18 protein-coding genes are annotated in these 18,553 nt (G+C 74.4%); 7 read left to right on the top strand and 11 right to left on the bottom strand.

The features are described 5' to 3' along the window. Positions 1–36: 36 nt before the first annotated feature. Positions 37–417: a helix-turn-helix transcriptional regulator gene (locus EAO76_RS23470; RefSeq protein ID WP_262375685.1), complete on the bottom strand. Its 381-nt coding sequence runs from the start codon at positions 415–417 to the stop codon at positions 37–39. Positions 418–583: 166 nt separating this feature from the next. After that, positions 584–1,000: a thioesterase family protein gene (locus tag EAO76_RS23465; protein WP_148837916.1), complete on the bottom strand. Its 417-nt coding sequence runs from the start codon at positions 998–1,000 to the stop codon at positions 584–586. Positions 1,001–1,098: 98 nt separating this feature from the next. On the opposite strand from EAO76_RS23465, the gene EAO76_RS23460 reads away from it, so the two are divergent. After that, on the top strand, positions 1,099–1,644 hold the full coding sequence (locus tag EAO76_RS23460) for a GNAT family N-acetyltransferase (protein ID WP_262375684.1): 546 nt from the start codon (positions 1,099–1,101) through the stop codon (positions 1,642–1,644). Between the two features lie 33 nt (positions 1,645–1,677). Here the strand turns inward: EAO76_RS23460 and EAO76_RS23455 are convergent, their stop codons facing one another. Beyond that, positions 1,678–2,394, bottom strand: a complete 717-nt coding sequence (locus EAO76_RS23455) for a cupin (RefSeq protein WP_148837914.1) — start codon at positions 2,392–2,394, stop codon at positions 1,678–1,680. Positions 2,395–2,590: 196 nt separating this feature from the next. On the opposite strand from EAO76_RS23455, the gene EAO76_RS23450 reads away from it, so the two are divergent. Together EAO76_RS23450 and EAO76_RS23445 are read left to right on the top strand one after the other, a co-directional pair. Further along, positions 2,591–3,679 carry a sialidase family protein gene (locus EAO76_RS23450; protein WP_148837913.1) on the top strand — a complete coding sequence of 363 codons (1,089 nt, stop codon included), beginning with the start codon at positions 2,591–2,593 and terminating at the stop codon, positions 3,677–3,679. Between the two features lie 540 nt (positions 3,680–4,219). Next, positions 4,220–4,651, top strand: a complete 432-nt coding sequence (locus tag EAO76_RS23445) for a hypothetical protein (protein WP_187438758.1) — start codon at positions 4,220–4,222, stop codon at positions 4,649–4,651. An 86-nt stretch (positions 4,652–4,737) separates the two neighbouring features. On the opposite strand, the gene EAO76_RS23440 is transcribed toward EAO76_RS23445, so the two are convergent. Next, positions 4,738–5,415 (bottom strand): uracil-DNA glycosylase, encoded by a 678-nt coding sequence (locus tag EAO76_RS23440; RefSeq protein ID WP_148837911.1) that lies wholly within the window; start codon positions 5,413–5,415, stop codon positions 4,738–4,740. Between the two features lie 173 nt (positions 5,416–5,588). Between EAO76_RS23440 and EAO76_RS23435 the strand changes: the two genes are divergently transcribed. Both EAO76_RS23435 and EAO76_RS23430 read left to right on the top strand, forming a co-directional pair. Continuing rightward, complete coding sequence (locus EAO76_RS23435; RefSeq protein ID WP_148837910.1) at positions 5,589–6,638, top strand: N-acetylglucosamine kinase; 1,050 nt, start codon at positions 5,589–5,591, stop codon at positions 6,636–6,638. Between the two features lie 119 nt (positions 6,639–6,757). Next, complete coding sequence (locus EAO76_RS23430) at positions 6,758–7,681, top strand: sirohydrochlorin chelatase (RefSeq protein WP_148837909.1); 924 nt, start codon at positions 6,758–6,760, stop codon at positions 7,679–7,681. 97 nt (positions 7,682–7,778) lie between these two features. On the opposite strand, the gene EAO76_RS23425 is transcribed toward EAO76_RS23430, so the two are convergent. The 7 genes from EAO76_RS23425 to EAO76_RS23395 all read right to left on the bottom strand — a co-directional run bounded on the left by EAO76_RS23425 (position 7,779) and on the right by EAO76_RS23395 (position 16,367). Further along, complete coding sequence (locus EAO76_RS23425; RefSeq protein WP_148837908.1) at positions 7,779–8,849, bottom strand: lactonase family protein; 1,071 nt, start codon at positions 8,847–8,849, stop codon at positions 7,779–7,781. 126 nt (positions 8,850–8,975) lie between these two features. Further along, complete coding sequence (locus EAO76_RS23420) at positions 8,976–10,484, bottom strand: FUSC family protein (protein WP_148837907.1); 1,509 nt, start codon at positions 10,482–10,484, stop codon at positions 8,976–8,978. A 271-nt stretch (positions 10,485–10,755) separates the two neighbouring features. Beyond that, entirely contained in the window at positions 10,756–11,898 is a 1,143-nt protein-coding gene (locus EAO76_RS23415) for a glycosyltransferase family 4 protein (RefSeq protein ID WP_148837906.1), read from the bottom strand. 268 nt (positions 11,899–12,166) lie between these two features. After that, complete coding sequence (locus EAO76_RS23410; RefSeq protein WP_148837905.1) at positions 12,167–12,838, bottom strand: response regulator transcription factor; 672 nt, start codon at positions 12,836–12,838, stop codon at positions 12,167–12,169. Further along, on the bottom strand, positions 12,835–14,184 hold the full coding sequence (locus EAO76_RS23405) for a sensor histidine kinase (RefSeq protein WP_148837904.1): 1,350 nt from the start codon (positions 14,182–14,184) through the stop codon (positions 12,835–12,837). Before EAO76_RS23405 ends, EAO76_RS23410 begins: the two co-directional genes overlap by 4 nt. A gap of 25 nt (positions 14,185–14,209) precedes the next feature. Beyond that, complete coding sequence (locus EAO76_RS23400) at positions 14,210–15,370, bottom strand: acyltransferase (protein ID WP_148837903.1); 1,161 nt, start codon at positions 15,368–15,370, stop codon at positions 14,210–14,212. Beyond that, a complete protein-coding gene (locus tag EAO76_RS23395; protein WP_148837902.1) occupies positions 15,363–16,367 on the bottom strand; it encodes an alpha/beta hydrolase in 1,005 nt (334 codons plus the stop codon). The genes EAO76_RS23400 and EAO76_RS23395 overlap by 8 nt, the downstream gene beginning before the upstream one ends. A gap of 251 nt (positions 16,368–16,618) precedes the next feature. Between EAO76_RS23395 and EAO76_RS23390 the strand changes: the two genes are divergently transcribed. Together EAO76_RS23390 and EAO76_RS23385 are read left to right on the top strand one after the other, a co-directional pair. Then, positions 16,619–17,104, top strand: a complete 486-nt coding sequence (locus tag EAO76_RS23390; protein ID WP_148837901.1) for an Lrp/AsnC family transcriptional regulator — start codon at positions 16,619–16,621, stop codon at positions 17,102–17,104. Positions 17,105–17,351: 247 nt separating this feature from the next. After that, entirely contained in the window at positions 17,352–18,533 is a 1,182-nt protein-coding gene (locus EAO76_RS23385) for a serine/threonine-protein kinase (RefSeq protein ID WP_262375694.1), read from the top strand. Positions 18,534–18,553: the final 20 nt, after the last annotated feature.

The raw sequence follows: 18,553 nt of genomic DNA, 5'->3' as shown, positions 1-18,553 counted from the left end.
AGCCGACGGCCTCCGGGCGTTTTCCGGGGAAAGGCCCTAACGGTCCTCGCCGATGCGCCGCGCCTGGAGGTTCGCCGCGTCGAGGACGCTGTCGAGGAGCCCGGGGAACAGCGCCTCCAGGTCGTCGCGGCGCAGCCCGTTCATCTTGGCCGTGCCCCGGTAGATCTGCTGGACGATCCCGCTCTCGCGCAGCACCCGGAAGTGGTGTGTGGAGGTGGACTTGGACACCGGGAGGTCGAAACAGGAACAGCTGAGCTCCCGGTCGGCTGCGGCCAGTTCGCGCACCACCCGCAGCCGCATCGGGTCGGAGAGCGCGTGCAGCACCGCCTCGACGCGGATCTCGTCCCTCGCGGGATGGTCGAGCACGCGTCCGCCGGCCTCGGCGGCGCTTGCGGCAGGGGCGCTGAGAGGGGTCACGACGGCTCCGTTCCTGGCCTGTCCCGGCCTTCCGGCGGCCGGTCTCCCGTGATCGGTCCGGCCCGCCCCCCATACTACGAAACCCATCGTAGTTCGAGAACGGAAGGCCGCCGCGGGAGACGTCCGTCGAGGACCGGCGCCGGACGCCCCGGCCCGGCCGTCCGGGTCAGCCGGTGAGCAGGTCCGGATTGTCGGCGAGCGAGGCGAGGTGCCCGGCCGGGTCGGAGATCAGCTTGCGGGCCGCCAGGTCCAGCATCCCGGCCACGCCGGTGACCTCCGCCGCGACGGTGCCGTCCTCCTTGAGGATCTGCTGCGCGACCGTGAACGTCTTCCCCTCGGTGTACACGAACCGGCAGGTCACCCGCACCCGATCGCCGCCGCGCAGCTCCCGCAGGAACTTCACCGTCGTTTCGAGTGCCACCGGGCCCACGCCGCTGGCCAGCAACTTGTCCTGCGGCAGGCCGGCCGCGCGCAGCAGCTCCCAGCGCGCGTGCTCGGCGTACTGCAGATAGACGGCCTGGTTCAGATGGCCCTGGGTGTCGAGTTCGTAGCCTCGGACGGTCACGTCCACGGAGAAGGTCATGGACGTCCCAACCCCGCGGAGCATTCCGCCATTCCGCCCGTCGGCCACGAGAAATGTCCGTTGCGGGCCGGCTGTTTCCCTGCGTAGCGTCACCGGTCATGACGACCCCTGCCCTGAGCACCGCACGACTGAGTCTGGAGCCGTACACGCCCGGCGACGAGGAGGACTTCGTCGCGCTCTTCCAGGACGTCCGGGTTTCCCGCTGGATGGGGGACGGGCCCTGCACCGAGGCCGAGGACCGCGCCCTGTTCGGGCGGATCTTCAGCAAGGTGTACGCGCGGGACCTGTTCGACGTGTGGGCGGTCCGGCACGAGGGCCGGTTCGTCGGGCACGCCGAGATCAAGCCCTCCGAGGAGGTGGGCGGCCACGAGATCGTCTACGCGCTGGCCGTCACCGCGTGGGGGCGGGGGTTCGGCACCGAGATCGCCGAGGTGCTGACCGGCTACGGCTTCGGCACGCTCGAACTCCCCGAGGTGCATGCCACGGTGGCCGCCGGGAACACCGCGTCCCTGGCCCTGTTGGGCCGGATCGGGTTCCGGCACGTCCGGGACGTGACGGAGGACGACGGCGGCACGACCCGGGTGCTGACCCGTTCCGCCCCGCCCCGTTCCGAAACCGGTGCCGACGCCGACGCACGGGGCTGACCCCGGCCCGTGCCCGGCCCGGGGCCCGGCCGGTCAGCCCCGGTAGACGTCCAGGTAGCCGCACATGCCGAACTTCCCGTGCCCGGAGGGCCGTTCCGCGTGCACGCGGGCGTCGGCGAGGTAACCGCCGTCCCCGCGCTCCAGCGCGTCGAGCCGTTCGCCGGTCGCCGCGGAAGCGGCGGCGGCTCCCCGCCGCCAGCGGTCGCGCCAGTCCTCGATCCGGGGGCGCACGAGCGCGGCCGCGGCCCGGTGGAAGGCGGCGAGCGGTGCGGGGTCGCCCGCCTCGGTGGATTCGCGCAGGGCGAGGAAGCCCTCGATCGCGAGGTCGCGGCGTGCCCGGGCGGCCCGTTCCCGCTCCGCCTCGGAGCCGTCGACGGGCAGGGCCGCCACCGCCCGGTAGCTCTCCGGGTCCGTCAGGTGCTCCGGCGGCAGGGTGAGCACCGCGTCGCCCGCCTCGGGCAGCCCGCTGTTCTCCATCAGGACGACGATGCGCAGCCCGTCCTCGTCGACGAGCCGGTGGATCGTGCCCGGAGCGAACCGGACCAGCGCGCCGGGCGACAGCGGTGTCTGCCGGAATCCCGAGGCGGTCAGGGTCTGCACCGAGCCCGCGCCCCCGACCACCACGTACCCCTCGGAGCAGGTGAGGTGGAGATGGGGCGTCCCGCCGTGCAGGCCGTCCGCGGCGGGCCAGTCGTAGACCCGCAGGTGGGACACCGCGACGGAGCCGGGCAGCCCCTCGAAGGTGGGCACAGTCGCTCCTCCGCCCTTCCGTCCGGGCTCTTCGCGCCGGATGCTTGGCAAGCGCTTTCCACGCCTGTCCGTACCGTACTCGCACCACCCCGGCCGCGACAGCCCCCGGATGCCGGTGCCGCCCTGCGGGCCGGTGTCAGTGGCGGGGTGCAGACTGGCCCGTATCCGACACAACGGCGTTTCGGGAGGTTCGGCCATGACCGACGTACTGCTCACCGTGGGCACCCGCAAGGGACTCTTCATCGGCCGCAGGCACGGTGGCGCGTGGGAGTTCGACGGCCCGCACTTCAACGCACAGGCGATCTACTCGGTCGCCATCGACACCCGGCGGAAGGTCCCCCGACTGCTGGTCGGCGGCGACAGTTCGCACTGGGGCCCTTCGGTCTTCCACTCCGACGACCTGGGCAGGACGTGGGTGGAGCCGCAGCAACAGGCCGTGAAGTTCCCCCGGTTCACCGGGGCGTCGCTGGAGCGGGTCTGGCAGTTGCACCCCGCGGGCCCCGAGGCGCCCGACGTCGTGTACGCGGGGACGGAGCCCGCCGCGCTGTTCCGCTCCGAGGACGGCGGGGAGTCGTTCGAGCTGGTCCGTCCGCTGTGGGAGCACCCGACGCGTTCGCGGTGGGAGCCCGGCGGTGGCGGCGAGGGGCTGCACACCGTCCTGACGGACCGGAGGGACGCCCGCGCCGTGACCGTCGCGGTGTCCACGGCCGGGGTGTTCCGGACCAAGGACGGCGGCGCGAGCTGGGCCCCGTCGAACAAGGGGGTGTCGGCGGTCTTCCTGCCCGACCCGGATCCGGAGTTCGGCCAGTGCGTCCACAAGGTGACCAGGGATGCGGTCGACCCCGACCGGCTCTACCTCCAGAACCACTGGGGGGTGTTCCGCAGCGACGACTCCGGGGACAACTGGACCGACATCGGGCGGGGCCTGCCCTCGGACTTCGGTTTCGCCGCGGCCGCGCACCCGCACCGTCCGAACACGGTGTACGTCTTCCCGATCAACGCCGATTCCGACCGGGTGCCCGCCGAGCACCGCTGCCGGGTGTTCCGTACCGACGACGCGGGCGGGACCTGGGAGCCGCTGTCGGCCGGCCTGCCCGACGGCGCCCACTACGGCACGGTGCTGCGGGACGCCCTGTGCACGGACGACGCCGACCCGGCGGGCGTCTACTTCGGCAATCGCAACGGCGAGGTGTACGCGAGCGCGGACGACGGGGACAGCTGGCAGCAGCTCGCCTCGCACCTGCCGGACGTCTTCTGCGTGCGGGCGGCGGTCATCGGCACCTGACCACCGCCGCCGGCCGGTCCGTGCGACCGGTCCCGTCGGCGCGCCCGGCCTGCCCCGGGTCCTCCTCCCGGGGACGTCCGGGCGCCCACGCATGGCTTGTTCCTGATGGCCATCGGCCCAACTCGGTTCCGGAGGGCCTCGATTCCGTGTGATGCGCGGAGGCGGGGCAACCCCCGGGCACCGTCCTCCGGGGGCGGGGCCCCCGGGGATCTCCGGGGTGTTTTCGAGAAGGCCGATGACCAGGAGGACCGCCTCGATCCGTGACTCGCGCACGGTCACCACCGCGCTCGCGGTACTCGCCCTGACAGCGGGAGGGACGGAGTCGGCACGCGCGTCGCCGCAGCCGATGTCCCCGCAGCGTTCCGCCGGCTCCATGCCCCCCGGGGGCCACCGGGGAGTTCGGTAATGGCGGGGAGTTCGGGAATGCCGGGGAGTTCGAGGAAAGCGGGGAATTCGGGGAACGCGCTCCCGCCGGGCCGGCGGATCACCGGCACGGGGGCCGGACGGCAGCTCGTCTGGAGTCCTCCCGAGCCGATGCCCATGGGCGATGCCCGTGTCGAGTTCCGCGCCGGCGACCGGCTCCCGGGCCGTCCGGTGGCCACTCGGGACCGGCGCGGTTTCCGGCCGGGGCTCGACAGGACCTGCCCCGGGCCGCTGACGGACCTGAAGGTGCCGGCGGCCGACGGGAGTCCGGAGCTGTCCGCCCAGGACGTCGACGGCCGCTGGGTGCGGGACACCTTCGACGAGTCGCCGGCCCCGGCCCGGCCGCTGTCCCGGGTGGTGCCGACGCCGTACCCGTGGGCCGGTGTGCCCGCCGGCGAGCGAAGTTTCGAAGTGGTCGTGCCCACCGTGCGGGACGGCCTGGAGGGGCCGGAGGAATCACTGCGGCTGCGGCTGATCACCTACGACGAGGGTTCCTGGGAGCCGCGTGAGGGGCCGGTGTTCACCGGTACGGTGCGCGACGCGCCGTGACACGGGCCGGGTGCCGCCGAGCCCGGTGACGGGAACGGCACCGGCCCCTGGAGGGTCGGTGCCGTTCCGGACCGCGGGCGGTCGCGCTACGGCAGTCGCCAGTCCACCGCCGGGGCGCCCTGGCCGAGCAGGAGTTCGTTGGTGCGGCTGAACGGGCGCGAGCCGAAGAAACCGCGGTCCGCCGACATCGGCGAGGGGTGCGCGGACTCGATCGCCGGGTAGTCGCCGAGGAACGGCCGGAGGTTGCGGGCGTCGCGCCCCCACAGCACGGACACCAGCGGTTTGCCGCGCGCGGCCAGTGCCCGGATGGCCTGTTCGGTCACTTCCTCCCAACCCTTGCCGCGGTGGGCGCCCGGCTTGCGGGGGGCCGTGGTGAGCGCCCTGTTCAGCAGCAGCACGCCCTGGCGCGTCCAGGGCGTCAGGTCGCCGTTGGACGGGCGCGGCAGGCCCAGGTCCGTGTGGAGTTCCCGGAAGATGTTCTCCAGGCTGCCGGGCACCTGGCGGATCTCGGGGGCCACCGAGAAGCTCAGCCCCATCGCCATTCCGGGGGTCGGATAGGGGTCCTGACCGACGATCAGGACGCGTACCTCGTCGAAGGGCTGCTGGAACGCGCGCAGGACGTTCGCCCCGGCCGGCAGGTAGGTGCGGCCGGCCGCGACCTCCGCCCGCAGGAAATCGCCCATCGCGGCGACGCGTCCGGCCACGGGGGCGAGTGCCTCGGCCCAACCGGGCTCTACTACTTCATTCAAGGGTCGTGGTGCCACGGTGGATCACTCTACCGGCGTAGTCGGACAACTCCCGTCCGTTCCCACCCGCATCGCCCCACGTCGGCCCGGAGCCGCCCGCTGAAGCGTGACGACCGCTCCCCCGGTTCCGGTCCGCGGGGGTGGGGATAGGCTGCCGCCGTCGTGATCCCCTTCCCCGTTGGAGCCGGTCCATGAGCTCAGCCAGGCGTTCGCCGGAAAGCACCGCTGCGGCGTCGGGGCCGTACGTGCTCGGCGTGGACTCGGGCGGCTCCGGACTGCGGGTGGCGCTGGGCGCGGTCGACGCCTCCGGTCCGGTGGCGACGGCGGTCTGCGCCGGGCCGGTGCGCACCGGCCCCGCCGGGATCGACGCGGACCATCTGCTGGAACAACTGCTGCCCGCCGCCCGCCGGTTGCTGGCGGAGCACGGCGGTGCGGACGGCCGCGGGATCGGGGCCGTGGCGATCGGCGCCGCGGGCATGGCGACGCTCGGCGGGCAGTTGCGCGCGGAGCTGCCGTCGGCCCTGGAGAAGGCGCTCGGGGTGCGGCGGCTGGCCCTCGCCGCCGACGCGGTGACCGCGTACGCGGGAGCGGTCGGCCAGCGTCCGGGCGCTGTCGTCGCGGGCGGCACGGGCATGATCGCGCTGGGTACGGACCTGCGGAGCTGGCGCCGGGCCGACGGCTGGGGGCACCTGCTGGGCGACAGCGGCGGCGGCGCCTGGATCGGCCGGGCCGGGCTCGACGCGGCCATGCGCGCCCACGACGGGCGGCGCGGCGGGTCCGCCGCGCTGCTGGCCCGGCTGGAGGCGGTGTTCGGACCGGCGCCGGAACTGCCGGGGCTGCTCTACCCGCGTACCGACCGGCCCGCCGTGCTGGCCTCGTTCGCGCCCGAGGTCGCGGCGTGCGCCGGGGACGACCCGGTCGCCGAGGGCATCCTGCGCGAGGCCGTCGGGCACGTCGCGGACGCGGCCGAGGCGGTGTGTCCCGGGGCCGGGGCCGACGGCGAGCCGTGCGAGGTGGCGCTGACGGGCGGCCTGTTCCGGATGGGCGATCCGCTGCTGCGGCCGTTGCGCGCGGAGCTGGCGCGCCGACTTCCGCAAGCACGGGTGGTCCCCGGTTCGGGTGATCCGCTGACGGGCGCGCTCGTCATCGCCCGGGCGCTGGCGGCCGGGGACCTGCTGCTGCCCCGTCACCCGACACTGCTCGGCGTGCCTGGTGACGGGCCTGCGCGAGGAGTCGGGTAGGGGGCGGCAGAGCGGGGCAGTCGACCGGTATGCCGCTCATCGGATAAAAGGGGACAGATGTCGCCCGTCCGGGCCCTCCCCGAACAGAGGCACACCCAAAACCAGTAGCATGCGGCGCCATGAGCACCCCCACTGGGCCCGCTTCCGGCCTGCCTGTACGAATGCCGCGACCTCGCCAGTCCGGACGGCACCGCCGCCCGGAGCCCGTGGTCGCACCCGAGGGCGCCGCCGCGCTCGTCCTCGCCGTCCCCGGCACCCCCTCCTCGGCCACCCGCGGTCTGGCCGAGGAAGTGATCAGCATCGCCCGTTCCGAGCTGCCCGGCCTCAACGCCCGGATCGGTTACCTCGACGGCGACGACGCCGAGTACCCGACGCTCTCCTCCGTGCTCGCCCACTGCGCCGCCGAACGCGTCGCGCGCTACGAGCAGGCGCAGGCCGCGGGTCGTGAGGTCGCCGAGCCCGAGGGGCCGTCCTCCGTCGTCGTACCGCTGCTCGCGGGGCCCGACAGCGCCCTGATCCGGCGGATACGGCAGGCGGTGATGGACAGCGGCACGCAGGCCGAGCTGACCGACGTGCTGGGCCCGCACCCGCTGCTCGCCGAGGCGCTGCACGTGCGCCTCTCCGAGGCCGGGCTGGCCCGCGCCGACCGGGCGAGGCTCTTCACGGTGGCGACGGCCGCCGACGGCATCGTGCTGGCCACGGTGGGCGGCGAGGAGGCCGTCCAGGCCGCCGGGATCACCGGCATGCTGCTGGCCGCCCGGCTGGCGGTGCCCGTGATGGCCGCGGCGCTCGACGTGGAGGGTTCCGTCGCGTCGATCGCCGAGCAGCTCACCGCGTCCGGCTCGGTGCAGCTCGCGGTGGCGCCGTACCTGGTCGGCCCGGAGGTCGCCGAGGGTCTGCTGGACGCCGCCGCGAAGGAGGCCGGCTGCGCGACGGCCGAGCCGCTCGGCGCGTACCCGGCGATCGGCAAGCTCGTGCTGTCGATGTACATGACGACGCTCGGGATCACGCCGGTGACGCCGCAGGGCGCCCAGGCGCACTGACCCGGTGCCGGTTTCCCGGCAGCCCAGCCGTCCGCGATCGCCGGGCGGGACCGGAGGACCGGCCCCGTCCGGCGATCGTGTCGTGTGCGGGGTGCGGTCAGCCGAAGACCACGCAGGAGGCGGCGGGGACGTCCAGTGAGCCGGCGCGCTCCGGGACGCCGGTCTCCGGGTCGATGTCGAACCAGGTGACGTTCCCCGACCGCTCGTTGGCCGCGTACAGCCGGCGCCCGGTGGGGTCGAGCGCGAGGTCGCGCGGCCAGTGCCCGCCGCAGTCCACGGTCGTGACCGGGGTGACCCGCTCGCCGGTTCCGTCGAGTGCGAGGACGGAGATGCTGTCGGGTCCCCGGTTGGCGGTCCAGAGGAACCGTCCGTCGGGCGAGACGACCACCTCGGACGGGTACGTCACCGCGTCGCCGTCCGCCGGTGCCCCGTCCGGCAGCACGGGCGTCTCCCCGACCGGCTCCAGGACTCCGGCGGCGGCGTTCCACCGGCACGTGGTGACGGTGGGTTCCAGTTCGTTCAGGACGTAGGCGTGGCCGCCCGCGGGGTGGAAGGCCAGATGGCGCGGGCCCGTGCCCGGCCGCAGGGGCGTCTCGCCGTGCGGCCGCAGTTCCCCGGTGGCCGGGTCGAGCGCGCAGATCCGTACGGAGTCGGTCCCCAGGTCCACGGAGAGGACCCAGTTCCCCGACGGGTCCGGCAGCACCTGGTGGGCGTGCGGGGACCGCTGGCGGTCGGGGTCCGGGCCGCTGCCCTCGTGCCGGAGCAGGGAAGCGGCCGGGCCGAGCGAGCCGTCCGCCCGGACGGGCAGGGCGGTGACGCTGCCGGAGTTGTAGTTGGCGGTGAGCAGGTGGCCGCCCGCGAGCGCCAGGTGGGTCGGGCCGGCGCCGTCCACCGGGCGGGTTCCGTCGATCGGCCGCGGTACGTCACCGGTGACGTCCAGCGCGGCAGCCGCGCCGTCCTCGGTCTCGCTGACCGCGTAGAGCACGCCGCAGTCCGGCCCCGCGCCCCGGCCGAGGGCGAGGTACGAGGGGTCGGGCACCGCGTCCGTGGCGCCGAGGGCGGTCAGCGCCCCGGACTTTCCGTCCACGGCGGCGACGGTGATTCCCGGTCCGCCCGCCGAGGTGAACGAGCCGATGAACGCCCGTGTCGCACCGTTGTCGCTGCCCATCGCACTGCCCCTCTCGGCCGACTGATCACGGCCGTGCGTGCGGCTGTGATCTTCCGGGGCGACGGTAGCAGTGACCGCCTTGGTACGGACCAGCACCTCGGTCGCTGGCCGGTGCGAGGGGGTGTCTCACGCTCCGACCAGCGGCGCCCCGGGGTCGGAGCGCAGCGGTGCGGCGAGTTCGGCGAGCGCCCGTTCCAGGCCGTGCAGATGGGCGAGCGCGGGCCCGGCCGCGGCCGGGTGCGGCGGGAGGTTCGGCGCGGTGTCCGTGCCGTGCGGCGGCTTCGGGGTCGTCAGGGCCTCCACGGACGCCTCCACGCGCCAGCAGGCGGCGGCGAGCCGGGCGTCGTGGCTGGCTTCCGGGTCGGCCGCGACGGAGGCCAGTCCGCGCACCTCACGGGCGCAGTCGTCCAGCAGCGCGAGCACCTGCCCGGCGCGGACCCGGCGGGCCCGCAGCGGGCTCAGCGGGTGGACCAGCGGGGCCAGTGACAGCCGTACCCGGCCCAGGAGTGCCTCCAGTTCGGCGATCCGGGGCGCCGGGTCGGCGGTGGGCGATCCCGAGAGCCGGGCGGCGGCCTCCTCGGTGCAGGCGTGCACGCAGCGCAGGGCCCGCTGGATCCAGGCGTCGGTCGTGGCGTGCGTGGTGACGGGCAGGACGAGGAGCACCGCGAGCATCGCGCCGAGCGCGCCCACGCCGGTCTCGGCCAGCCGCAGCGCGAGCAGCGCCGGGTCCAGTACGCCGAGGAGTCCGTAGAGCGCGCCGGCCATCACCGTGACCGAGAGGACCATCCAGGTGTAGGAGACCGCCGCGGTGTAGAAGATGCCGAAGACCCCGGCGGCGACGAGGACCGCGGTGGGCACGGGCGCCCCGTGCAGGGGGACGACGACGGCCAGGCCGACGGGGACGCCGATCAGCGTTCCCAGGATCCGGCGGAAGCCGCGCACCAGTGTCTCGCCGCGCGAGGCGGTGTTCACGAACACCCACCAGGTGGCACCCACGGCCCAGTACCACCGCTCCTCGGAGAGGAGCAGTCCCGCCGCGAGGGCGAGGGCGCCGCCGACGGTCGCCTGGACCGCCTGGCGCGTGGTCGCCCTGGCCAGGCCCCGGCCGGCCACCGGGGCGAGCGCGACGGCGGCCGGCTGCCGCCGCTCGTAGCACCACAGTCCGAAGCGGACGGTCGAGGAGACGAGCAGCGAGAGGGCGATCGCGGTGTACAGCTCGGGCAGTTGCCCCGGCAGGGTGTGGAGGAACTGCGCGGTGAAGAAGGCCATGAACGCGAACACGCCGAGCGAGTGGCCGCGCGGCCCCCAGCGCCGGGCGTACACGCCCGCGCCCACGATCGCGAGGAAGGCCGCGTCGCGGGCCACCGGGTGGTCGTGCAGCCCCGCGGCGAGGGCGAGCACGGGGAAACCGGCGACGGGCAGCAGGGCCGTCGTGACCGCCTGGCCCCGCACCGTGGTGTCCAGCACCGTGAACATGGCCAGCAGCGCGGCGAGCCCGCCGGTGATGGCCGCGACGAGCGAGTGGCCGGCCAGTCCGCACAGCGCGACGGCCGCTCCGATGCCGAGGACGGCCCGGAGGGCGCCGCGCAGCCGCGCCCGGCCCGGATCCGGGGAAACGAACATCCTCTTCAGCACCGCATGCTCCCGCTTCAGCGCACCGGCTCCGTGCACCGGCATGAAAAAGGCGCCGCGGAGATCCGCAGCGCCATCGACGGGTACATCACAACATCTTTCCGAATCATGGCTCAACTCGGTGCGAAAGCGATGGGCCATTGGCACAGTGAACCGCCCGTCCGGCGCACCACGGGTAAGCCAACGGACCGGCCGCGCACCGCGTCCGGGCCGTCCCGTCGCCCCGTGGACCGGCGGCGACGGGACGGCGCTCCCGCAGCGGGAACCGTGCCTCTCAGCGTGTCGGCGCCCGTTCCCCGGCGGGGGTCAGGAGGTGGGTCAGATGGCGGGCCGACGCCTCCCAGGACCAGGTCTCCTCGACCCAGGCGCGGCCCGCGGCGCCCATCGCGGCCCGGCCGGGGTCGAGGAGTACGCGGGTCAGCGCCTCGGCGACGGCCGTGTGGTCGGTGCCGTCCACGATCCGGCCGGTCCTGCCGTCGAGCACGGTGTCCGGGGCGCCGCCCGAGTCGCCGACGACCACCGGCAGCCCGCTCGCCGCCGCCTCCAGGAACACGATCCCGAGCCCTTCGGCCTCCAGTCCGGCCCTGCGGGTGCGGCACGGCATCGCGAAGACGTCCGCCGCGGCGTAGTAGGGGGGCGTGTCGGTGTGCGAGACACCGCCCACGAAGCGGACGGCTCCCCCGCCGTGGCGTTCGGCCAGTTTGCGCAGCCGGGCCTCGTCGGGGCCCTGACCGACCACCACCAGCACCGCGTCGGGCACCTTGCTCCGGATCAGCGGCATGGCCCGGATCAGCATGTCCTGCCCCTTGCGGGGGACGAGCCTGGCGACGCACAGAATGATGCGCGCCCCGTCGGGGCCGAGTCCGGCCCGCAGGTCCGCCGCGGCGCCGGCGGGCGGCCGGTACGCCTCGGCGTCGACGCCGGGCACCAGCCGGCTCATGTGCACCCCCGGGCCGAGGGCGGGCTCGATCCGGTCGCGCGTGTACTGCCCCAGGTAGGTGACGACATCGACGCCGCGGCCCATCCGGCGCATGAGCCCGCGCGCGCCGGGGGTCCGGGCCCACCAGATCTCGTGGCCGTGCGTGGTGGCCACGATGCGCCGCACGCCGCCGCGGCGCAGGGCCGGTGCCATCAGGGCCAGGGGGGCGGCGGCCCCGAACCAGACCCGGTCGCAGCCGTGGCTCCGGGCTATCTCGACGGCCCTGCGGGTCGCCCGGCGGGTCGGCAGCAGCACGCGGCTGCGGTCCCGCACGACGGGGAACGGGAGCCGCGCGTCGTAGGCGGTGTCGCCGGGCTCGTGCGAGGTGTAGACGACCACGTCGTCGTCGGGCACGCGGGTGGCCATCGCGTGGACGAAGGTCTCGATGCCGCCCTGGCGGGGCGGGAAGTCGTTGGTGATGACGAGGGTGGAGCCCATGGGCGTATCGGTTCCTTCGGTTGGACGGGATCGGTCGGTCCGCGGGGAAGCGGGGGCGGGCGCGGTTCCGCACCGTGGTCGCGTGGTTTCGCACCGTGACGGCGTGGCGGAACGGGGCGGCGCGGCGCGGTCCGTACGGCACGGGTCGGTGCCGCACGGCCGTTCTCGGGCAGGCGGATGTCTCCGGGCGCCCGTTTCCGGGCAGGCGGAAACGGACGGCGCGTGCGGGTGGTGGTAGTGGTGGTGCCGGGCGGGCGGCGGCGCCGGATCAGTAACCGGTCGGGCGCACCAGTCCCGTCTCGTAGGCGTGGACCGCGGCCTGGGTCCGGTCGCGCAGCCCCAACTTGAGCAGTATCCGGCCCACATGGGTCTTCACGGTCTGCTCGGCGACCACCAGGCGTACGGCGATCTCGGTGTTGGACAGGCCCTGCGCGATCAGGGAGAGGACCTCGGTCTCACGTTCCGTCAGATCGCCCGTGCGGCCCTTCGCCGGGGGGCGCGGCGCGGCGCTCACCCGGGCGAACTCGGCGATCAGCCGCTTGGTGATGTTCGGGGCGAGCAGGGCCTCGCCGGCCGCCACCACCCGTACCGCGTGGGCGAGTTCGTCGGCCGACGCGTCCTTCAGGAGGAAGCCGGACGCGCCCGCGCGCAGTGCCTCGTAGACGTACTCGTCGAGGTCGAAGGTGGTGAGGACGAGGACCTTGACGGTGGCACCGTCGCGTCCGGTGATGGTGCGGGTCGCCTCGATCCCGCCGAGCCGGGGCATGCGGATGTCCATCAGGACCACGTCCGGGTCGAGTTCGGCCACCTTCTCGACGGCGTCGACGCCGTCCACCGCCTGGCCGACGACCTCGATGCCGGGTTCGGCGTTCAGCAGCACCGTGAAGCCCTGCCGGACCATCATCTGGTCGTCGGCGATCAGAACGCGAATGGCCGTCATCGGTGGTCCTCGGCAGGGTCGGCGGGGGCGGTGTGCCCCGCTGGGGGCTGTGCGGGCAGTATCGCAGCGACTTCGTAGCCGCCGTCGGGGGTGGGCCCGGTGACGATCTCGCCGCCCAGCATCGCGGCGCGCTCGCGCATGCCGAGCAGGCCGTGGCCCGCGCCCGGCGAGGGCGGCACCGCCCGGCCGGGGGCGGTGTTGGTGACCCGTACGGTGACCTCGGACGCACCGTGGCCGATCTCCACCCGTACCCGGGCGCCCGGTGCGTGCCGCATCGCGTTGCTGAGTGCCTCCTGCACGATGCGGAAGGCGGACAGTTCGACGCCCGGGGACAGCGGGCGCGGCTTCCCGGTGGTCCCGGCGGTGACCTCGACCCCGGCGCCCCGCGCGTTGCCGATGAGTTCGTCCAGCCGGTCGAGGGTGGGCTGCGGGGCGTGCCTGGCCGCCTGCGGGAGGGGATCCTCGGAGCGCAGTACGCCCAGGACGCGGCGCAGTTCGGTGAGGGCGTCGACCGCGTTGCGGCGGATGCCCTCGACGTTCTCCCGCAGTTCGTCGGACGGGTTGTCGACCAGGTGCGGGACGACCTGCGCCTGGATGGAGATGACCGACATGTGGTGGGCGACCACGTCGTGCAGTTCCCGGGCGATACGGTTGCGCTCCTCCAGCAGGGTGCGCCGGGCGCGTTCCTCGGCGGTGAGCTCCTCCTGCACGACGAGTCGGGTACGGGCCACGGCCAGGCCGCGCAGGGCGGCGCCCATCACCGCGGCGACCAGCAGGACGGCGGCGGCGACTCCGGGGCCGGGGCCGTCGTCCCAGGGGACGGCCGCGCCGCAGGCGAATCCCACCAGCACGGTGATCGTCAGCGCCTCGGCGGTGATCCGGGGGCGCACCCGCAGGGCGAGCAGGAACAGCACACCGGCCTGCACCGCGATGCCGGCCCCGTTCCAGGGGAACGCCACCCGGTCGGGGACGGTGATCCCCTCCCGGGGGAACACCATCTGACCGGAACCGGCGTTCGCGGCGAACGGGGTGACGACCACCATGACGAGCACCGATGTCCACCAGGCCGGGACCGGGCGGTACAGGGTGACGACGAGCGCCACCGCCTGGATCCCGGCGAACAGGAGGCCGAGCAGGAGGCCCGTCCCGAGTTCGAAGGTGTACTGGTTGGTGTTGGCGACGAGCAGGAACACCGCGAGCAGCACCAGCGGCACCATGATCACCGGTCGCCAGTCCAGCCAACGCGGCTGCCCGTACCGCCCGTTCGGGTCGGTGGCCGATGTCATGAGGTCCTTGTGCAGGGTGCGGGGCAACTCCCGCAGCACCCGCGCCGCCCGCTTCGTCATGTCTCCCCGGTTCACAGGTCGCACCTTATGCACGTCGTGCCGCCGCCCGTCCGGGGTGCCCTTCGCGGACGACCAGGCTCTTCCTCCGCGACCGTCCCTGCTCGTGGCCCCGGAACGCCGCCCAGCAGACCGCCAGCGCGAGGGCGAACACGGGCAGCCAGGCCAGCCGGGCGAGCACCCAGCCGGGATGGTCGGGGACGGTGTGCAGTCCCGTCAGGGCCCCGCCCGCCGACAGGCCGAGCGCGGTGACCGCGATCATCGCGGTCTGGTGCCACAGGAACACCGTCATCGCGGAGAGGTTGAGCACCGCCACCACCGCCCAGACGGCGGGACGTCGCAGCACCCGGCGCAGCGGGCCGAGCAGCAGCAGCGCCGCGCCGCACTGCGCGAGGCCGAAGGTGACCACGGCGAGGGTCGGCGGGTCGAGGTTGGAGACCTCCGTGCCGGGCACGCCGACCATGGCGGCGGGGTAGCCGCCCCAGCCGACCAGTCCGGCGGTGGCCGCGGCCCCGCCGAGCAGCAGGGTCCAGCCGGTCCGGCGACTTCGCAGCTCACCGCGTGCCCACGCCGCGCCCAGGCAGTACGGCACCAGCCAGCCGGCCGCCACGTTGACCGAGGCGAACGCGGTGGGCGTGTCCAGGCCGAACCGGTAGAGGTCGACGACGAGGACGACGGCGAACGGCCAGAGCGGGTGCAGCCTCGCCACCAGCGGGGTGGCCGCCGTCAGCGCCGCGAAGACCGCCAGGAACCACAGCGGGGACCAGACCAGTTTGCACAGGGTCCGCACGGTTTCCTGGTCCGTTCCGGAGACCAGCATCGCGCACGCCGCCGCGGTCCACACGGCCAGTACGACGACCACCGGGCGCAGCAGCCTGGTCATGCGGGCGCGAAGCCACTGGCCGTACCTTTCGCCGTGGGCCATGGCGTTGGCGTGGCTCCTGGCCGCGACCTGTCCGCCGACCAGGAAGAAGAGCGCGAGGGTCTGGAGGACCCAGGAGGCCGGTACGAGTCCGGGCAGGTGCTGGAGCGGGCTGGCGCCGTGCAGGGTGCCGCTGTCCGCGACCAGGGCGGTCACCAGCCAGTGGCCGAGGACGACTCCGAGGATGGCGACGGCGCGCAGGGCGTCGACGGCCCGGTCGCGGTCGGCGGGGGTGGCGGCGTCGATCCGCCGGACGAGGTCACGCACGGCGTCCTCCCGGGGCCGGGGCGGGCGCCGCGTCCGCGGCCCCGCCGTCCGCGCGGTTCTCCCCGGTCACGATCCGGGCCATGCTCCTCAGCGATTCGGAGCCGCTCCGCAGGTAGTCGCTGTGGCCGGCGGAGCCCGCCGCGAAGATCTCGGCGCCGAACCCGGGCGAGACCGGGTCCGTCCCGAACCCGATGTCCGTGAAAGGCAGTCGGAGCCTCACATGGGGCACGTCGGCGATCCAGTCGCCGCTGCCGCGGCCCGCCCAGACGGTGGCCCGGGTGTTCAGGGCCGCGGCGTTCCCGTAGCCGGTGCCGGGGCTGCCGTACAGGACGATGTCGGCGACCCGCAGACCGTGCGCGGCCCGCGCGCAGACGACGGAGCCGTAGGAATGGCAGAGCAGGGTGGTTCTGGCCGTGGGTTTCAGTCTTCTCAACTCCCCGATGAACGAACGCAGTCCGGGGGCCGCCTCGGCGGCCCGACCCGAGGTCAGCGAGGTCGTGCTCACCGTGGTCGGCGTCCGGTAGCCGAGCCAGGCGATCACGGCCGACCGTCCGCCCAGTTCCTCGCGCAGCGCGAGCGCTCCCTTGCGCAGCCGCCAGTAGTGGTCGAGGTCGACGCCCGCTCCCGGGACCAGCACGGCGATCCGCTCGGCGCGGGACAGGTCGCCGACGACCTCGACGCCGCGGCCCCCGTCGCGTCCGTCGAAGGAGAGGAAGTGGCGGCCGGGTCCGGCCATCTCGCGCAGCGCCCCGGCCCGTCCGTGGTCCTTGTGCCGGGTCGCCGCCCGCCCGGCCGCGTCGATGTCGGCACGGGTCGCGGCGTACCGCTCGGCGAGGGCACCGGGGTCGGCGGTGCGCAGCGGTGCGTGCGCGGCCGGGGCGGGCGCGGGCACGGCCGAGGGAACCGCCGCGCCCGAGACCGGCACGGCCACCGAGGCGGCCACCAGCGCGGCGAACAGGCCGTGGCGCAGTCGGGTTCCGCGCGGATGGGACGGCATGAGGGTGTTCCTTCCGTACCGGGTCGACCGGGGCCTCCCGTGCCGGGTGGCCGGGGGCTTCGGGTACAGAAGTTATGGACGGCGCCCCGTAGTCGGCGTCCCACCGGGGTGTGAACCTTCCTCGTAGCTCTGAGGGACTACGGGTATGAGGCGGCATCGAGCCGGGCCGGACATGTCCGTCAGGCCCGCCTTTCGTACCGTTGGTACATTCGCAGCCCCGACCGATTCACCAGGAAGAGACCGACGGAACCATGGCGGTGGACGCCCTCGACACCCGCATCCTGCGGTTGCTCATCGAGCAGCCGCGCACCAGCGTCCGCGAGTACGCGCGCATCCTCTCGATCGCCCGGGGCACCCTCCAGGCCCGGATCGACCGGCTGGAGCGGGACGGGGTGATCACGGGCACGGGACCGGTGCTGTCCCCCGCCGCGCTGGGGCACCCCGTCCTGGCCTTCGTCCATCTGGAGGTCACCCAGGGGCATCTGGACGAGGTGGGCGAGGCGCTCGCCGCGGTGCCGGAGATCGTCGAGGCGTTCTCGACGACGGGGGGCGGCGATCTGCTGGCGCGGGTGGTGGCCCGGGACAACGGGCATCTGGAGGACGTGATCCAGCGGCTGATCCGGCTGCCGGGCGTGGTCAGGACCCGTACCGAGGTGGCGCTGCGCGAGCGGGTCGCGCACCGGCTGCTGCCGCTCGTCGAGTCGGTGGGGCGCGCGACGGCCGGTGGCCGGAAGTGATCGCCGGTCCGGCGTGCCGAGGGGCTCGGGGCCACCGGTCGGCCGGCCGGCTGTCCGCCGACGGTACGGGACGGGGCGGGACGGGGTTCGGCGGACCGATATCCTGATCTTGCCGCGCGCCCCCCACCTCGACCCGATCCCGTCGGGTCGCCGCCGTGGCAGCAGAAGCGGCCCACGATCCGAAATTGGTGCACAGGTGCTGGTAGCTGGTCGGTACCGGTTGATATCCCCCATCGGCCGCGGCGGCATGGGGGAGGTGTGGCGCGCCGCCGACGAAGTGCTCGGCAGGGCGGTCGCGGTGAAGCTGTTGCTGGGCGACCACGCCGACGAGTCGGCCACCGCCCGGTTCCGCCTGGAGGCGCAGACCGCGGCCCGGCTGAGCCACCCCCACCTGGTGGCCGTGTTCGACTTCGGCGCCTGGGAGGACCGTTTCTTCCTCGTGATGGAGCTCGTCGAGGGCAGGAGCCTGGGCGATCTGCTCGCGGCCGAGGAGCGGCTCGGCGCCGAACAGGTCGCCCGGATCGCGGGGCAGGCGGCCGCCGGGCTCGCCGCCGCCCACCGTCAGGGCATCGTGCACCGCGACATCAAGCCCGGGAACCTGATGCTGGACGCCGAAGGGTCCGTCAAGATCGGTGACTTCGGCATCGCCCAGTTCGTCGACGACCCCTCGGCCGCGCTGACCACCACGGGGCAGATCGTCGGCACCAGTCTCTATCTCGCCCCGGAGCGGGCCCTGGGCCGCACGGCCGGCTCGGCGTCCGACATGTACTCCCTCGGCTGCGTGATCTACCAGCTCCTGCTGGGGCGGCCGCCGTTCCGTTCGGACACGGCGACCGCGACGCTCTATCAACATGTCGACACCGCGCCGGTGCCGCTGCGCCAGCAGGGCGTCGAGCTGTCCCCGGCCTTCGACTCCTATCTGCTGGGGCTGCTGGCGAAGCAGCCCGAGGACCGGCCCGGCGCGCAGCAGGTCGCCGACTGGTTCCAGAGCGGTGCCTGGCGGGGACAGCCCGAGCCGCTCCCGATGTACTCCCCCGCGCCCCCGGCGGCGACCGGCGCCCCCCGCACCGCGCCGCCGGGCGCGGGCGCCCCTCATCCCCCGGCGCCCGCGTTCGCGCCCGCTCCCGGCTCCGACCCGCAGGCCGGGGGCCCGGCGACGTACCGCCTGCCGCAGCAGAGCGGTGGCCACCGGCGGCGCGCGGCCGAGCGTCCGGCGTCCGGCCGGCGGGCCGCGCCGGACCGTCCGCTCACCGGTACGCGCGAGGCGATCAGACGGCGCCCGCGGGTGGCGAGCGCCATCGCCGGCACGATCGCCTTCATCGCGGCGGTGTACCTGGGAATGACCCTGTTCTCCCCGGACGACGGGCCGGACGGCACCCCCGAGACCGGTTCGACCGCGACCACCGGGCCCGCGGCACCGGCTCCCTGACCGGGCGTCGGCCCGGATCC

The organism is Streptomyces sp. sk2.1 (genome assembly GCF_008120935.1).
Lineage (GTDB): Bacteria > Actinomycetota > Actinomycetes > Streptomycetales > Streptomycetaceae > Streptomyces.
The sequence above is the reverse complement of the archived record's forward strand: the minus strand, read 5'-3'. Positions and strand labels throughout refer to the sequence as shown.

What these genes read in the sequence shown, in the direction of transcription:
- EAO76_RS23465 (WP_148837916.1), bottom strand. Translation starts at nt 1,000, where the DNA reads ATGACCTTCTCCGTGGACGTGACCGTCCGAGGCTACGAACTCGACACC.
- EAO76_RS23460 (WP_262375684.1), top strand. Translation starts at nt 1,099, where the DNA reads ATGACGACCCCTGCCCTGAGCACCGCACGACTGAGTCTGGAGCCGTAC.
- EAO76_RS23450 (WP_148837913.1), top strand. Translation starts at nt 2,591, where the DNA reads ATGACCGACGTACTGCTCACCGTGGGCACCCGCAAGGGACTCTTCATC.
- EAO76_RS23445 (WP_187438758.1), top strand. Translation starts at nt 4,220, where the DNA reads ATGGGCGATGCCCGTGTCGAGTTCCGCGCCGGCGACCGGCTCCCGGGC.
- EAO76_RS23435 (WP_148837910.1), top strand. Translation starts at nt 5,589, where the DNA reads ATGAGCTCAGCCAGGCGTTCGCCGGAAAGCACCGCTGCGGCGTCGGGG.
- EAO76_RS23430 (WP_148837909.1), top strand. Translation starts at nt 6,758, where the DNA reads ATGAGCACCCCCACTGGGCCCGCTTCCGGCCTGCCTGTACGAATGCCG.
- EAO76_RS23425 (WP_148837908.1), bottom strand. Translation starts at nt 8,849, where the DNA reads ATGGGCAGCGACAACGGTGCGACACGGGCGTTCATCGGCTCGTTCACC.
- EAO76_RS23415 (WP_148837906.1), bottom strand. Translation starts at nt 11,898, where the DNA reads ATGGGCTCCACCCTCGTCATCACCAACGACTTCCCGCCCCGCCAGGGC.
- EAO76_RS23410 (WP_148837905.1), bottom strand. Translation starts at nt 12,838, where the DNA reads ATGACGGCCATTCGCGTTCTGATCGCCGACGACCAGATGATGGTCCGG.
- EAO76_RS23405 (WP_148837904.1), bottom strand. Translation starts at nt 14,184, where the DNA reads ATGACGAAGCGGGCGGCGCGGGTGCTGCGGGAGTTGCCCCGCACCCTG.
- EAO76_RS23395 (WP_148837902.1), bottom strand. Translation starts at nt 16,367, where the DNA reads ATGCCGTCCCATCCGCGCGGAACCCGACTGCGCCACGGCCTGTTCGCC.
- EAO76_RS23390 (WP_148837901.1), top strand. Translation starts at nt 16,619, where the DNA reads ATGGCGGTGGACGCCCTCGACACCCGCATCCTGCGGTTGCTCATCGAG.
- EAO76_RS23385 (WP_262375694.1), top strand. Translation starts at nt 17,352, where the DNA reads ATGGGGGAGGTGTGGCGCGCCGCCGACGAAGTGCTCGGCAGGGCGGTC.